Source organism: Antarcticimicrobium luteum, assembly GCF_004358185.1.
Classification (GTDB): Bacteria; Pseudomonadota; Alphaproteobacteria; order Rhodobacterales; family Rhodobacteraceae; genus Antarcticimicrobium; species Antarcticimicrobium luteum.
In genome coordinates, this window is the sequence record NZ_SMUV01000057.1 from 38,729 (window position 1) to 53,930 (window position 15,202).

12 protein-coding genes are annotated in these 15,202 nt (G+C 65.1%); 2 read left to right on the forward strand and 10 right to left on the reverse strand.

Annotated features, from left to right (window positions below):
• Positions 1-53: 53 nt before the first annotated feature.
• From E1832_RS06760 to E1832_RS06805, 10 genes are all read right to left on the reverse strand, one after another.
• Positions 54-827: an enoyl-CoA hydratase-related protein gene (locus E1832_RS06760; RefSeq protein WP_133358976.1), complete on the reverse strand. Its 774-nt coding sequence runs from the start codon at positions 825-827 to the stop codon at positions 54-56.
• Between the two features lie 73 nt (positions 828-900).
• Positions 901-1,377 carry a cytochrome c-type biogenesis protein gene (locus tag E1832_RS06765; protein WP_133358977.1) on the reverse strand — a complete coding sequence of 159 codons (477 nt, stop codon included), beginning with the start codon at positions 1,375-1,377 and terminating at the stop codon, positions 901-903.
• Positions 1,374-3,341, reverse strand: coding sequence for a heme lyase CcmF/NrfE family subunit (locus E1832_RS06770; RefSeq protein ID WP_133358978.1), 1,968 nt, complete (start codon positions 3,339-3,341; stop codon positions 1,374-1,376). The genes E1832_RS06765 and E1832_RS06770 overlap by 4 nt, the downstream gene beginning before the upstream one ends.
• A gap of 85 nt (positions 3,342-3,426) precedes the next feature.
• Positions 3,427-4,020, reverse strand: a complete 594-nt coding sequence (locus E1832_RS06775; RefSeq protein ID WP_133358979.1) for a holin family protein — start codon at positions 4,018-4,020, stop codon at positions 3,427-3,429.
• Positions 4,011-4,622, reverse strand: coding sequence for a holin-associated N-acetylmuramidase (locus E1832_RS06780; RefSeq protein WP_133358980.1), 612 nt, complete (start codon positions 4,620-4,622; stop codon positions 4,011-4,013). Before E1832_RS06780 ends, E1832_RS06775 begins: the two co-directional genes overlap by 10 nt.
• Positions 4,623-4,814: 192 nt before the next feature.
• Positions 4,815-5,261, reverse strand: coding sequence for a cytochrome c maturation protein CcmE (gene ccmE, locus E1832_RS06785; RefSeq protein ID WP_133358981.1), 447 nt, complete (start codon positions 5,259-5,261; stop codon positions 4,815-4,817).
• Between the two features lie 25 nt (positions 5,262-5,286).
• The gene (gene argC, locus E1832_RS06790; RefSeq protein ID WP_133358982.1) at positions 5,287-6,315 is read right to left on the reverse strand and encodes an N-acetyl-gamma-glutamyl-phosphate reductase; all 1,029 of its coding nucleotides are present in this window, start codon (positions 6,313-6,315) and stop codon (positions 5,287-5,289) included.
• Between the two features lie 70 nt (positions 6,316-6,385).
• Entirely contained in the window at positions 6,386-7,195 is an 810-nt protein-coding gene (gene murI / locus E1832_RS06795; RefSeq protein ID WP_133358983.1) for a glutamate racemase, read from the reverse strand.
• Positions 7,196-7,200: 5 nt separating this feature from the next.
• Complete coding sequence (locus E1832_RS06800; RefSeq protein WP_133358984.1) at positions 7,201-8,079, reverse strand: lysophospholipid acyltransferase family protein; 879 nt, start codon at positions 8,077-8,079, stop codon at positions 7,201-7,203.
• 79 nt (positions 8,080-8,158) lie between these two features.
• Complete coding sequence (locus E1832_RS06805; protein WP_133358985.1) at positions 8,159-11,578, reverse strand: indolepyruvate ferredoxin oxidoreductase family protein; 3,420 nt, start codon at positions 11,576-11,578, stop codon at positions 8,159-8,161.
• Between the two features lie 170 nt (positions 11,579-11,748).
• Here E1832_RS06805 and E1832_RS06810 point away from each other — a divergent pair, with 170 nt between their 5' ends.
• Both E1832_RS06810 and purL read left to right on the forward strand, forming a co-directional pair.
• Positions 11,749-12,654, forward strand: a complete 906-nt coding sequence (locus E1832_RS06810; RefSeq protein WP_133359013.1) for a LysR family transcriptional regulator — start codon at positions 11,749-11,751, stop codon at positions 12,652-12,654.
• Between the two features lie 334 nt (positions 12,655-12,988).
• Positions 12,989-15,148, forward strand: a complete 2,160-nt coding sequence (purL, locus tag E1832_RS06815; protein WP_133358986.1) for a phosphoribosylformylglycinamidine synthase subunit PurL — start codon at positions 12,989-12,991, stop codon at positions 15,146-15,148.
• Positions 15,149-15,202 lie beyond the last annotated feature (54 nt).

The following is a 15,202-nucleotide window of genomic DNA, read 5'->3' on the forward strand; positions in this document are numbered from 1 at the left end:
CCTTTGCCGCGGGCTGTCAACGGATTTCGCGCGCCGGCAGGCAGAGGCGCCGCTCAGCGTCCCTCGAACCTGGCCGCGCGTTTCTCGGCAAAGGCGACGACGCCCTCCTGGAAATCGCGGGTACGGCCGCAGTTGCCCTGCAGATGTGCCTCGATCGCCAGCTGCTCGGGCAGGGTCTTGTCGAAACTGCCGCGCAGCGCCGATTTCACCGCGCCAAAGGCTGCGGTCGGTCCCTTGGCCAGATAGGCGGCCCGCTTTCGCCAGTATGCGTCGAAATCGTCATCCGCCACCGCCTCCCAGATCATGCCCCAGGCCTCGGCCTGCCGCGCCGAGATGCGGTCGGCAAACAGCGCCGCCCCCATCGCCTTGGCCAGCCCGACCTGCCGCGGCAAGAACCAGGTGCCGCCGGCATCGGGGATCAGCCCGATCCGCGTGAAGGCCTGCAGAAAATAGGCTCGCTCGGTCGCGATCACCACGTCGGTCGCCAGCGCCAGGCTGGCCCCCGCCCCCGCCGCCGGACCGTTCACCGCCGCCAGCGTGGGCACCGGGCAGCCATAGATCGCTTCGAGCATGGGGGTGTATTCGTCCCGCAGTATCCGCTCCAGGTCCGGCACGCCGCTGCCCGCATCGCCCAGATCCTGCCCAGTGCAAAAGGCCGTCCCGGCGCCGGTCAGAACGACCGCGCGCGCCTCCTTGCCGGCCCGGCCCATCGCATGGGTGATCTCGGCACGCATCTGCCCCGACAGCGCGTTCATCCGGTCGGGCCGGTTCAGCGTCAGAACGGCGAGGCCGCCCTCGGTCTCAAGCGTGATGGTCTGATAGTCCATGGCCCTGTCTCCCTGTGCGATACCGCGGGGACAGTGGCGCAAGCCCGAACCAAGGAAAAGGGGCGACTAAACGTCACTCCTCCAGAATACGGTTCAGGCGCTCCTGCTCGTCGGTGGTCAGCGCGCTTTCCTGCGGGCGCGCCGCGCCGGCCCGGCCGCGCAGATAGGCCCAGGCCATCGCCGCCGCCATCAGCAGCATCAGCGGCCCCGCCGCCCAGAGCAGCCAGTTCGCCCCGGTGACCGTGGGCCGCAGCAGGACATATTCGCCATACCGGTCGACGATGAAGGCGACGGCCTCTTCGTTGCTGTCGCCGGCCACCAGCCGCTCGCGCACCAGAATGCGCAGATCGCGGGCCAGTTCGGCATTCGATTCGTCGATATTCTCGTTCCGGCACACCAGACAGCGCAGATCCTTGCTGATCACCCGCGCCCGCGCCTCCAGCGCCGGATCGGTCAGGATCTCGTCCGGCTGTACCGCGCCCGCCGGTCCCGACAGGACCAGCGCCAGCGCCAGCAGCGCCCAGCGGATCGCGCTCCCGACGCCGCTCATTCCGCCGGCACCGTCTGCCGGGCGCCCTTGCGCGCGCCGGCGGCCACGCGGAACCGCCGGTCGCTCAGGCTCATCAGCCCGCCAAGCGCCATCAGGATGGCACCGCCCCAGATCCAGTTGGCAAAGGGCTTGATATAGGTTCGCACGGTCCAGCCGCCATTATCCTGCCGATCCCCGATCACCACATAGACATCGCGGGTCACCCCGTTGTCGATCGCGGCCTCGGTGGTCGGCATCTGCGCCACCGGATAGGTCCGTTTCTCGGGATGCAGCGAGGACAGCACCCGGCCACCCCGCGCCAGCGTCACCGTACCCATGGTCGAGAAATAGTTGGGCCCGCGCACCTGTTCGACCCCGGTCAGCGTCAGCTCGAATGCCCCCACCTCGAACGGCTCGTTCAGTTGCACGACGCGGATGTCCTCCTGCTCCCAGGCGGTCAGTCCAGCAATGGCAAAGATCGTGATACCCAGGCCCGCATGGGCCATCGCCTTGCCCCAATCGGCGCGCGGCAGCCGCGCCAGGCGGCCGGGACGCCCGCCGCCGCGCCCGGTGCGCGACCACAGATCGAACGCCGCGCCCGAGACCACCCAAGCCCCCAGGAACACGCCCACCGGTCCCAGCGCGCTGCGCCCGGTCTGCATCGCCCAGACCAGCAGCGCAAGCGCCACCGCCAGCGCAAAGGCATATCGCAACGACCACATCGTGCGCCCCAGCCGTCCGCGTTTCCACGGCAGCATCGCGCCGATCGGCAGGACCAGACCAAGGAGCACCATGAAGGGTGTGAAGGCCGAGTTGAAGAAAGGCGGCCCGACGCTGAGTTTGCGGTCAAAGGCCATCTCGGCCACGATCGGCCAGAGCGTTCCGAAGAACACCACAAAGCTGGAGACCGCCAGCAGGATATTGTTCACCACCAGCGCGCTTTCGCGGCTGACCATGCCAAAGACGCCCCGCGCCTCCATCACGCTGGCGCGCGCCGCGAACAGCACCAGCGCGCCGCCGGTAAAGGTGGCCAGGATGATCAGGATGAACACCCCCCGCTCCGGGTCGGTGGCAAAGGCATGGACCGAGGTCAGCAGCCCCGAGCGCACGATAAACGTGCCGATCAGCGAGAAACCGAAGGCCAGGATCGCCAGCAGGATGGTCCAGCTTTTCAGCGCTTCGCGCTTCTCCACCACGATGGCCGAATGCAGCAGCGCGGCAGCCAGCAGCCAGGGCATGAAGCTGGCATTCTCGACCGGATCCCAGAACCAGAACCCGCCCCAACCCAGTTCGTAATAGGCCCACCAAGACCCCAGCGCGATGCCGATGGTGAGGAAGATCCAGGCCGCCAGCGTCCAGGGCCGCACCCAGCGCGCCCAGGCGGCGTCCACCCGCCCCTCGATCAGGGCCGCGACCGCAAAGCTGAACGACATGCTCAGGCCGACATAGCCCAGATAGAGAAACGGCGGATGAAAGGCCAAACCGGGATCCTGCAACAGCGGGTTCAGATCCTCGCCGTCAAACGGCGGCACCGCGAGGCGCAGGAACGGGTTCGAGGTGAACAGGATAAAGGCATAGAACGCCACGCCGATCGCCGCCTGCACCGACAGCACCCGCGCCTTGAGCGTGGGCGGCAGGTTGCCGCCGAACCAGGCCGCCATCGCGCCAAAGAGCGCCACGATCAGCACCCAGAGCAGCATCGACCCCTCATGGTTCCCCCAGAGCCCGCTGATCTTGTACAGCATCGGCTTGGCCGAATGGCTGTTCAGCGTCACCACCCGCAGCGAGAAATCCGAGGTGATGAAGGCATGCATCAGCGCCGCGAAGGCAAAGCCGGTCATCAGCAATTGCAGCGTCGCGGCGGGTTCGGCCACGGCCATCCAGCCGGACCAGCGTTTTTGCGCGCCGATCATCGGCACGATCATCTGAATGATAGCCGCCATAAAGGCGAGCACGAGGGCAAAGTGACCGAGTTCTGTAATCATGCCCCGTTGTTAAGCCATGCGCGGCGGCATGGCCAATCACTTTCGGACCGCCGGTGCGATCAGATTGTCGCATCCCACCTGCAGCTTATCCGGACGCCGCTTTATCGCCACGCCCTGCCCGCCAATCCTCCAGCGCCGGATTAACCTCGGGCAGCGTGGCCGAAAGCGCCAGTTGCGCATCCCCCCCCGGATCGGCCGCCCTGGGGGTGTCGGCGCGCATCCGCTCCAGACTGGCGATATTCTCCATCATCTGCGGCGCGGCGGTCAGGCTCGCCGCCAGATCGCGCTGAAACGCCTGAGTCTTCACCTGATAGCGCGCGCCGAAATAAAACGACACGATCACGCCAAGAAGCCACCAGAGCGGTTCCGGCACCAGCGCCAGCCCCTGCATCCGCGCAGCGAACCACAGCGGATCGAGCATCGCCGCGCCGAACAGCCCCAGTGTTCCCAGCGCCAGCGCCGGACGCGGCAGCCGGTTAACCCCGTCCATCACCCGGTCGAACAGGCCCGCGCGCGGGCCACCGAATTCCGCCCCGAACTGCCGCATCGCCTGGGTTTGCAGGCCCGCACCCCGCACCGCCCCCGCCTCGGCGTTTTCACGAAAAACCTCGACAGTATCGCGTACAATATTGGTATTGCTTCCGAAAACCGCCTTCAAAAGGTCCAGAATCATCCCCATGCCGCCACCCGTTCGGAAAATTCCGCCGCGCTCAGACGATACCGCGGCGACAGGAATTCCTCTGCCCGCCTGATCCAGCCGCCCTTGCCGCCCGCGAGGGTGCGCGCGTATTTCCGGCTCGGCGGCCGCTGGTCCGCCAGCCGGAAATAGTAATTGCGCCGCGCCACCCCATAGGCATCGCACAGCGCCACCGGATCGGGCCGCGCCGCCGCCTGCGCCGCGGCGATGGTCTGTGGACCGATCGCCCCGTCCACGGCGACGCCAAAGCCCATCTCGCGCAGCAGCCGCTGCAGGATTTTCACCGCATTGGACCCCGCGTTCACATACATGTCGAACAGCGACGGCTGCAGCGCGCCCGGCATCTCGGCGATGCGCGGGCGGGTATAGTAATGCGTGATAAAGATCTCCACCGCCTGCGCCCGGCTCAGCGCGCGCAGATCCGCCAGCCCCACGGTGCCGTCGCCGGTCAGATCCAGCCGCAGCCGCTGCAGCGTATGAAGGGTCACCCCGCGATGGGTCGCGCCGCCGGGATCGTCGGGATCGTTCACGAAGCCGCCTTCCCGATCCACGATCTCTTCCGCGATCTGCCGCACATCCTGCATCGGCGCTCTCCTGTCCAGAACCGCGGGAAACGCTGCGGTAAAAGGATTAACACCGCCTCACACCACCGTGCGCCAAAAGAAAAAGGCCGGGCAACACGTGCCCGGCCTCGTCTTTTCTGGCTCAAAGGGTGCCGCCGAAGCGCTTCAGGGACGGCATGAACCGCCTGCCGGAGACCTCGCGCGCGGCCGCGATCAGCTCTCGCCCGGCGTCTTGTAGACGCCCTGTTCCTTCAACGCGTCCAACACCTCTTTTGGCATGTAGGTCTCGTCGTGTTTCGCAAGGATTTCGGTGGCTTCGAACACGCCGTTCACGTAACGACCGGTGCCCACCATGCCCTGATTCTCGCCGAACAGGTCGGGCAGCACCCCGGTAAAGACCACCGGGATCGTGGCGCCACCATCGGTCACCGAAAACTTCACCGTCTCGCCCTGTCCGCGCAGCAGCGAGCCTTCCTCGACCAGCCCGCCGATGCGGAACACCTCGGTCGGCGCGGGCGGCTCGGCCACGATCTGGCTGGGCGCCCGGAAAAAGTTGATACCGTCCCGCATCGCATAGCCGATCAGCCCGGTCGAGATCACCAGGGCAACGGCGGCCAAGGCGATGATCTGTATACGCCGCTGTTTCTTCAGACTTTTCATAGCCACCTCACCCCGGAACCTGAACCTATGGGAACAGCGGGGCCATGGTCAGCCCCTCCTCCTCGTTCTCACCTAGCATCAGGTTGGCATTTTGCAACGCCTGGCCGCTGCTACCTTTTGTCAGGTTATCGAGCGCGGCAAAGACGATGGCCCGACCGGGCAGCCGGTCGGCGGCCACACCGATATGGCAATAGTTCGAGCCGCGCACATGGTGGGTGCTGGGCGCCTCGCCAAAGGGCAGCATCTGGATAAAGGGCTCGTCCGCATAGGCCGCCGCCAACGTGTCATGGATCGCCTGCGCGTCGCCCTTGACATAGACCGTCGCCAGAATGCCCCGGTTGGCGGGGATCAGATGCGGGGTGAACTGCACCTTGACCGGCCGGCCTGCCAGTTTGGAGAACTCCTGATCGAATTCGCCCAGATGCCGGTGGGTGCTGCCGATGGCATAGGGGTTATATCCCTCGCTCAGTTCCGCATGCAGCAGGTTTTCCTTCAGGCTGCGGCCGGCGCCGGAAACGGCGCATTTCAGGTCCAGGATGATCTCGTCCAGATCGATTACACCGGCGCTGATCAGCGGCCGCAGGGCAAACTGCCCGGTCGCCGCGTTGCACCCCGTCCCGGCCACCAGCCGCGCGCCCCGGATCTCCTCGCGGTAGAATTCGGTGAGGCCATAGACCGCCTCCTCCTGCTGGGCCAGCGCGGCATGTTTGTTGCCATACCACATCTCATAGTCCGCCGGATCGCGCAGCCGGAAATCCGCCGACAGATCGACGATCTTCAGATCCCCGGGCAGCGCCGCGATCACCTCCTGGCTGGTCTTGTGCGGCAGCGCGCAAAAGCACAGATCGATCTGCGAAAAGTCGATCTCGTCGATCCTGCACAGCCTCGGCAGGCTCATGTGGCGCAGATGCGGGAACACCTCGGCCATTTCCATGCCGGCCTTGCGTTCGCCCGACAGCGCGGTGATCTCTAGATTGGGATGCTGGGCAATCAGCCGGATCAGCTCGGCCCCGGTATACCCGCTGGCCCCCAGGATGGCGATCTTATGGGTCATCATCGACCTCTTACATGTTGGAATTTCAATATTTCTTGACAGAACGGGCCGGAACACGGCCCCCGGCGGGTCACGCCTTGGCAAAGGTGATTTGTCGTCGCAGGAACTGCGTCGCCCGGTCGCTCACCCGGCCGGGATCGCCGGTGGTCAGAAACCCGCCCGCGCCGGTCCCCAGCATTCCCTGATGCCGGCTCAGGTAATGGGCCAGACTCTCGGCCACCAGACTGGCCTGGCTGAACACGGCCACATCCGGCCCCAGCGCGTCCTGGAACACCTCCTGCAACAGCGGATAATGGGTACAGCCCAGAATCGCGGCATCGGGATGCGGCATCTTGCGCTTCAGCGCGTCCACATGCGACCGCACCAGCGCCTCGGCCAGGATCATGTCGCCCTCTTCGATGGCATCGACAACCCCGCCGCAGGCCTGCGCCTCCACATCCACGCCGATGGCGCGAAAGGCCAGCTCGCGCTGGAACGCCCGGCTGGCCACAGTGGCCGGCGTGGCGAACAGAGCCACGGTCTTCGCCGCCACCTCGCGCGGCGGAGAATTGTCGCCCCACTGCCGCTCGGTCAGCGCCTCGATCAGCGGCACAAAGACGCCCAGCACGCGCTTGCCCTTTGGCACGCCGGCCTCCTGCATCCGGCGCAGCGCGGCGGCGCTGGCGGTATTGCAGGCCAAAATCACCAGATCGCAGCCCCTGCTCCACAGATCCTCGACCGCAGCCTTGGTCAGCTGATAGATGTCCTCGGCGTCGCGCACGCCGTAAGGGGCGTGGGCGCTGTCGGCGTAATACAGAAACTCAACCTCCGGCAGCCGTTTCTGCACAGCGCCCAAGACGGTCAGCCCGCCCAGCCCGGAATCGAAAATACCTACTGCCATGGGTCTCAGGCGCGATGCCGTTCCTCGAATTCAAAGCCGTAATCGTATGATTTCAGCGGTTGTGGAGACAGCTCATACGTCGCTTTGCGTAGGAAATCCATCATCATGCGCGAATCCTTGTGCATAGGGTCCAGGATGTCACGCCCGATGGGCTCTCCGACCACGACCCTGACGGGGGTATCGACCCGTTTGCGGAACTCCTTGATCAACATCCCCATGCGCAATGTGCTGTGCAAATGGCTGGCGATCTGGAACAACCGGCTGGTATGCCCGTCAAAGAACAGCGGCACCACCGTGGCATTCGATTTGCCCACCATCCGCGCGGTAAAGCCGCGCCAGCCGGGATCCATCGGGTGCGAAAACGGTTTCGCCGCCGTGCTCACCGTCCCGCCCGGAAAGATGCCGATCGCGCCCCCGTCGCCGAGATAGTCCAGCGCACTCTTGCGGGTCTCCAGGTTCGCGCGCACCGCCTCCCTGGTCTCGTCGAAACTGACCGGCAGGATCACCCGCCCGATGTCTTCCGCCCGGCAAAAGACGCTATGGGCGAGGATGCGGAAATCCCCCCTCACCTGGGCCAGGATATGGCCCATCATCAGCCCGTCGAGGATGCCGTAGGGGTGATTGGCGATCAGGATCAGCGGCCCGGTGCGGGGGATGTTCGCCAGCGAGCCCCCCGCCACCTCCAGCGTCAACCCATAGCGCTCCACCATCACCGACCAGAAATCGCGGCCCGCCGCGACCTCGGTCTGATAGCCGTCGGCGCGCCGGATCAGGCGCAGCCGGCCGGTTGTGTTTTCCATCAGGCGGATCACCGCCCGCCCGCCGCGCGTGGCGGCGGAATGGGCATAGGTGATATCGCGGGCGATATGGCGGCGCGACGACATTGGACCCTCCGAACGACTCAGCGGGAAAATACGCTGATTGACGATCTTGCAAAGGGCCCGTGACGGCTCTGTGACGGATTTATTCCGCCGCCGCCTTCATCTCCGGCCCGCCCTGGCGGAAAGAGGCCAGAAGCTCCTCCCGCCGCTTGGCGGCTTTCTGCTCGTTCGCCATCTTCACCGGGCCAAAGCCGCGGATCTGCAACGGCAGCAGCGCCAGCGCCACGGCAATGTCGCGGGTCTCGGGCGTGACCTTGGACAGCACCTCTTTCATGTCCGCCTCGTATTGTTTGATCAGCGCCCTCTCCATCTTGCGCTCGGCCGAATAGCCGAAGATGTCGAGCGGTGTGCCGCGCAGCCCCTTCATCCGTGCCAGCAGCTTCAGCGGCCCCAGCATCCATTCGCCGAACTCGCGCTTTTTCGGGCGCCCGTCCACGTCCTTGCCGCCCAGAATCGGCGGCGCCAGATGGAAGGTCATCTTCAGATCGCCATCGAACTCCGCCGCCGCCTTGTCGCGGTTGCTCAGCATCAGGCGCGCGACCTCGTATTCGTCCTTGTAGGCCAGCAGCTTGTGATAGCCCTGCGCAACGGCTTCCTTGAGGCCCTTGTCCTCGATGCCGTCGAGCATTTTCCGGTACCGCTTGGCCAGCCGCTTGCCCTGATAGGCCACCAGTTGGTCGGCCCGATAGGCGATCTTTTCGTCCAGCGATTTCGGCAGCTCCACCACTTTGGGCGTCGACAGCTTTTTCGCGTCTTCGGCGTGCAGCACCGCCCAGCGTCCGATCTCAAAGGCGCGCAGGTTTTGTTGCACCGCCGCCCCGTTCAGCTCGATCGCCTGGGTAATCGCCTCATGGCTGACCGGGATCAGCCCGCGCTGCCAGGCGCCGCCGAACACCATCATGTTGGAATAGATCGAATCGCCCATCGTGACCCGCGCCAGCTCCGAGGCATCGAACAGCGACAAGTTTTCCTTAAGCCGCGCCTCCAGTGCCAGAGACAGCCGGTCGGTGGGGATGGTGAACTCGGTATCGCGGGTAAAATCGCCGGTGATGATCTCGTGGCTGTTGACCACCCCGCCGCTGCGCCCCGTGGTCATCAGCCCCAGCGTCTTGGCGCCGGCGCTGACCACCAGATCGCCGCCGATCAGCGCGTCGGCCTCGCCGGTGGCAACCCGGATCGCGCTGATGTCATCCGGCTTTTCCGCGATGCGGCAATGAATATGCACCGCCCCGCCCTTCTGGGCGAGGCCCGCCATCTCCATCATGCCGGCGCCCTTGCCGTCGATCTGGGCGGCCTGGGCCAGCACCGCGCCGATGGTCACCACGCCGGTGCCCCCGACCCCGGTGATCACCACGTTATGGGTGCCCTTGATCTGCGGCAGCTCCGGCAGCGGCAGATGCGGCAGGTCCAGATCGGTGGTCGCCTCCTTGCGGATCTTGGCGCCCGCCACGGTCACGAAGGACGGGCAGAACCCCTTGAGGCAGGAGAAATCCTTGTTGCAGGACGACTGGTCGATGGCCCGCTTGCGGCCCAGCTCGGTTTCCTTCGGCACGATCGAGACGCAGTTCGACTGCACCCCGCAATCGCCGCAGCCCTCGCAGATGTCGGTGTTGATGAACACCCGCTTGTCCGGATCGGGAAAGGTGCCCCGCTTGCGCCGGCGGCGCTTTTCCGCGGCGCAGGTCTGGATATAGACGATGGCCGACACGCCCTCTTTCTCGCGGAACGCCCTTTGCACGGTCATCATCTCGGCGCGCTCATGGGTCGGTACGCCGGCGGGCAGTGCCTTGAAATCCACATCTTCCTTTTCGTCATAAACGACGGCCAGGTTCCTGACCCCCATCGCCTTGAGTTCGTGAACGATGCGCGGCGCGGTCAGATCGCCCTCGTTTTCCTGCCCGCCGGTCATGGCGACGGCGTCATTGTACAGAATCTTGTAGGTAATGTTCGTTCCGGCCGCGAGCGCGGCGCGGATCGCCTGCACCCCCGAATGGTTATAGGTGCCGTCGCCCAGGTTCTGGAACACATGCGGCGTTTTCGAGAACGGCGCCTCGCCGATCCAGTTGGCCCCCTCGCCACCCATATGGGTAAAGCCCAGCGTGTTGCGGTCCATCCACTGCACCATGAAGTGACAGCCGATCCCGGCATAGGCGCGGCTGCCGTCGGGGATCTTGGTGCCCGTGTTATGCGGGCAGCCGGAACAGAAATAGGGCAAACGGCTGGCAATCTCTTCGGCGTTGTCGTTTCGCCGCGCGTCGTCCAGCGCGGACATGCCGGCGCGGATGCCGTCGGTCTCGCGCCCCTCTTCGATCAGGATGCCGCCCAGCTTTTCCGCGATCATGATCGGGTCGAGCGCGCCGCGGGTCGGGAACAGCTCTTCGCGGTGCATGCCGCCGGCGCCGCCCTTGTACCAGCCATAGACGCGGCGGCCGCGGCGGTCGTCAAAGATCGCCTCCTTGACCTGCACCTCGATCAGCTTGCGCTTTTCCTCGACGATGACGATCAGGTCGAGCCCCTCGGCCCAATCATGGAATCCCTTCATGTCCAGCGGGAAGGTCTGGGCGATCTTGTAGGTGGTGATCCCCAGCCGCTCCGCCTCGCCCTCGTCGATGTTCAGCAAGCTCAGCGCATGCTGCAGGTCGAGCCAGTTCTTGCCCGCCGCGACGAAACCGATCTTGGCCCCCGGCTTGCCCCAGATGCGCTTGTCGATCTTGTTGGCATGGGCAAATTCCTCGGCGGCAAAGCGTTTGATGTCGATCAGCCGCGCCTCCTGTGCGGTACGGTCGTCGACCAGACGGATGTTCAGCCCGCCCTCGGGCATGTCGAATTTCGGTGTGACCAGCTTCACCCGAGCCGGATCGCCATCCACGACCGAGGTCACCTCGATCGTGTCCTTCATCGTCTTCAAACCTGTCCAGAGCCCGGAAAACCGCGACAACGCAAAGCCGTAGATGCCAAGGTCCAGGATCTCCTGCACCCCGGCCGGGCTGACGATCGGCACATAGGCATCCATCAGCGCCCATTCCGACTGGTGCAGCACGGTCGAGGATTCGCCGGTATGGTCGTCCCCCATCGCCATCAGCACACCGCCCAGCGGCGAGGTGCCCGCCATGTTGGCATGCCGGATCGCGTCGCCCGAACGGTCAACCCCCGGCCCCTTGCCGTACCACAGGCCAAAGACGCCGTCGTATTTGCCTTCGCCGCGAAGCTCGGCCTGCTGTGCGCCCCAGAGCGCGGTGGCCGCCAGATCCTCGTTCAGACCGTACTGAAAGGTGATGTCGCTCTCGGCCAGTTTCTTGGCCGCCCGGCTCATCTGCAAGTCGACCGCCCCCAGCGGCGAGCCGCGATACCCGGTGACAAGACCGGCGGTGTTGTGCCCGGCGGCGACATCGCGCGCCTTTTGCATCAACATCAGGCGCACCAGCGCCTGGGTTCCGTTCAGCAGGACCGGAGATTTCTCCAGATCGAAACGGTCGTTGAGCGAAATTTTCTGCGTACTCATTCGGCGCCTCCCAACGTCTGATCAGTTTGCATCTTTTCCAGTCCATAATAGGTCATAAATATTGACCTGAACAGGGTTTTTCCCAACAATATGTTACCAAACAAGGTCGGGCGTGCTAGATGCCGCAAAGTTGCACATAGCGCGCAGACCGACGAACGAAAGTGACGGATATGGACTGGGACAAGCTTAGAATCTTTCATGCGGTGGCGGACGCGGGCAGCCTGACCCACGCCGGCGATCGGCTGAACCTGTCCCAATCGGCGGTCAGCCGGCAGATCCGTGCGCTGGAAGAGTCGCTGAACACCACATTGTTCCACCGCCATGCGCGCGGCCTGATTCTCACCGAACAGGGCGAGCTGCTGTTCGACGCCACCCGCGCCATCAGCAAACGGCTGGAGGCCGCTGCCGCCCGCATCCGCGACAGCGAGGAAGAGGTATTCGGCGAGCTCAAGGTGACCACCACGACCGGGTTCGGCACACTGTGGCTGGCGCCGCGCCTGACCAAGCTCTACGAGAAATACCCGGACCTGAAGATCGACCTGATGCTGGAAGAGCGCGTGCTCGACCTTCCCATGCGCGAGGCCGACGTCGCCATCCGCATGAAAGAGCCCAGCCAGGCCGACCTGATCCGCAAACGGCTGATGACAGTGCAGATGCAGCTTTACGCCTCGCGCGATTATCTGGAGCGCAACGGCACCCCCGAAAGGCTTGAGGACATGGCCGACCACCGGCTGGTCTGCCAGAACCCCAACGCCCCCCAGGTGGGCGCCGGTGCCATGCTGGTGCAGCAACTGATGGCGAACACCCCCCATTCGATGCTGACCGTGAACAACTATTTCGGCGTGTTGCAGGGGGTTCTGCACGATCTCGGCATCGGTGTCCTGCCCGATTACCTGACCGAGGATTTCCCGCATCTGGTGCGGGTGCTGCCGGAAATCGAATCCGCCGAAGTGCCTGTCTTCCTAGCCTACCCGGAGGAACTGCGTCACTCCAAACGCATCTCGGCGTTCCGGGATTTCGTCCAGGACGAAATCATTTCACACCGCAAGCAACTGCGACAGCTCGGAAAAATCTGAGCTATGCGCCCAGATCATGCCGGAAATGCTGCAACTGCGACATGATTGCGCTTGATCGTACATAAAGCGACACCTAAATGAGCACTCGAAGGCGATGGCGCTTAGTTGCGCATCATCTTCATACCTCCCTGTTGGACTTGGGCCGAGCTTAGTGCTCGGCCTCTTTTTTTGTGCTGCGGCGGCCATCGCCGGCGGCGCCACAGGCGGACTCGGGCAGGCGGCTCAGGCGGACTTCGGCATGATCCTGGCGCCCTTGCGGCGCGCTAGGCCCTTTCCCCCAACCGGGCGTTGACGTATTAGGGCGCAAACGACGCCATGCGGAGATGCCCAAGCGATGCAAGACCCAGAGATCACTCCGGAGCTGATCGAAAGCCACGGCCTGAAGCCCGACGAGTATGAACGCATCCTCGAAATCATCGGGCGCGAGCCGAGCTTTACCGAACTGGGCATCTTCTCGGCGATGTGGAACGAGCATTGCTCCTACAAATCGTCCAAGAAATGGCTGCGCACCCTGCCCACCGACGGCCCGCAGGTTATCTGCGGCCCGGGCGAGAACGCCGGCATCGTCGATATCGGCGACGGCCAGGCCGTCGTGTTCAAGATGGAGAGCCACAACCACCCGTCCTATATCGAGCCCTATCAGGGCGCGGCGACCGGCGTCGGCGGCATCCTGCGCGACGTCTTCACCATGGGCGCGCGCCCCATCGCGGCGATGAACTCGCTCAGCTTCGGCGAAGTCGATCATCCCCGGACCAAGCGTCTGGTGCATGGCGTGGTCGAGGGCATCGGCGGTTACGGCAACTGTTTCGGCGTGCCCACCGTGGGCGGCGAGGTGCGGTTCCACCCCGCCTATAACGGCAACTGCCTGGTCAACGCCTTTGCCGCCGGCCTCGCCGATGCCGACAAGATCTTCTATTCCGCCGCTTCGGGCGTCGGCATGCCGGTGGTCTATCTCGGGGCCAAGACCGGCCGCGACGGCGTCGGCGGCGCCACCATGGCAAGCGCCGAGTTCGACGATACCATCGAGGAAAAGCGCCCCACCGTTCAGGTCGGCGATCCGTTCACCGAAAAGCGCCTGATGGAGGCGACGCTGGAGCTGATGCAGACCGGCGCGGTGATCTCGATCCAGGACATGGGCGCGGCGGGCCTGACCTGCTCGGCCGTCGAGATGGGCGACAAGGGCAAGCTGGGCGTACGGCTGGACCTGGAAAAGGTGCCCTGCCGCGAAGAGGGCATGACCGCCTATGAGATGATGCTGTCCGAAAGTCAGGAGCGCATGCTCATGGTGCTGCGCCCCGAAAAAGAGGCCGAAGCGCGCGCGGTATTCGACAAATGGGATCTCGACTTTGCCATCGTCGGCGAGACCATCGCCGAGGACCGCTTTCTCATCATGCACCACAACGAGGCCAAGGCCGACCTGCCGCTGTCGAAACTCTCGTCCGAGGCGCCCGAATACGACCGCCCCTGGGTGGAAACGCCGGCGGCCGACCCGCTGGGCGACGTGCCGCAGATCGACCCGATCGACGGGCTGCGCGCGCTGATCTGCTCGCCGAACTACGCGGCGAAACAATGGGTCTATGAGCAATATGACACCATGGTGATGGCCGACACCGCCCGCACCCCGGGTCTGGGCGCGGGCATCGTGCGGGTCCATGACAGCGGCAAGCTGCTGGCCTTCACCTCGGACGTGACGCCGCGCTATGTCAAAGCCAACCCTGTCGAGGGCGGCAAGCAGGCGGTGGCCGAGGCCTATCGCAACCTCACCGCCGTGGGCGCCACCCCGCTGGCCACCACCGACAACCTGAACTTCGGCAACCCCGAAAAGCCCGAGATCATGGGCCAGTTCGTCGGCGCCATCAAGGGTATCGGCGCGGCCTGTTCGGCGCTGAACATGCCGATCGTGTCGGGCAACGTGTCGCTTTACAACGAGACCGACGGTCAGGGCATCCTGCCGACCCCCACCATCGGCGCGGTCGGTCTGATCGCCAGCGAGGCCGATGTCATCGGCACCACCGTGCGTGAGGGGCATGTCGCCCTTCTGGTCGGCGAGACCTCCGGTCACCTGGGTCAGTCCGCCCTGCTGGCCGAGGTGTTCAACCGCGAGGACGGCGATGCGCCCAGGGTCGATCTGGAGGCGGAAAAGCGCAACGGCGATTTCATCCGCGCCAACCGCGCGCTGATCACCGCGTGTACCGACCTGTCCGATGGCGGGCTTGCGCTGGCCGCCTTCGAGCTGGCCGAAGGCTCCGGCGTCGGGGTGCATCTGGACTCGGGCGCGACCGATGTGCTGTTCGGCGAGGATCAGGGCCGCTATCTCATCGCCTGCAACTTCGATCAGGCCGAGGCGCTGATGATCGAGGCGGGCAAGGCCGGGGTGCCGATCTCGTCGGTTGGACGATTCACCGGGGACTCTGTACGGTTCGACGGCGTCGACGCGCCGCTGGCGGAGTTGTCGGCGCTCTACCGTAGCAGTTTCGAGCAGACCCTGGGCTGAGACCGCCCGGGACCGGGGTTGCGCGGCGGCGCCTTGCGCGCCAGCCGTCGTCGC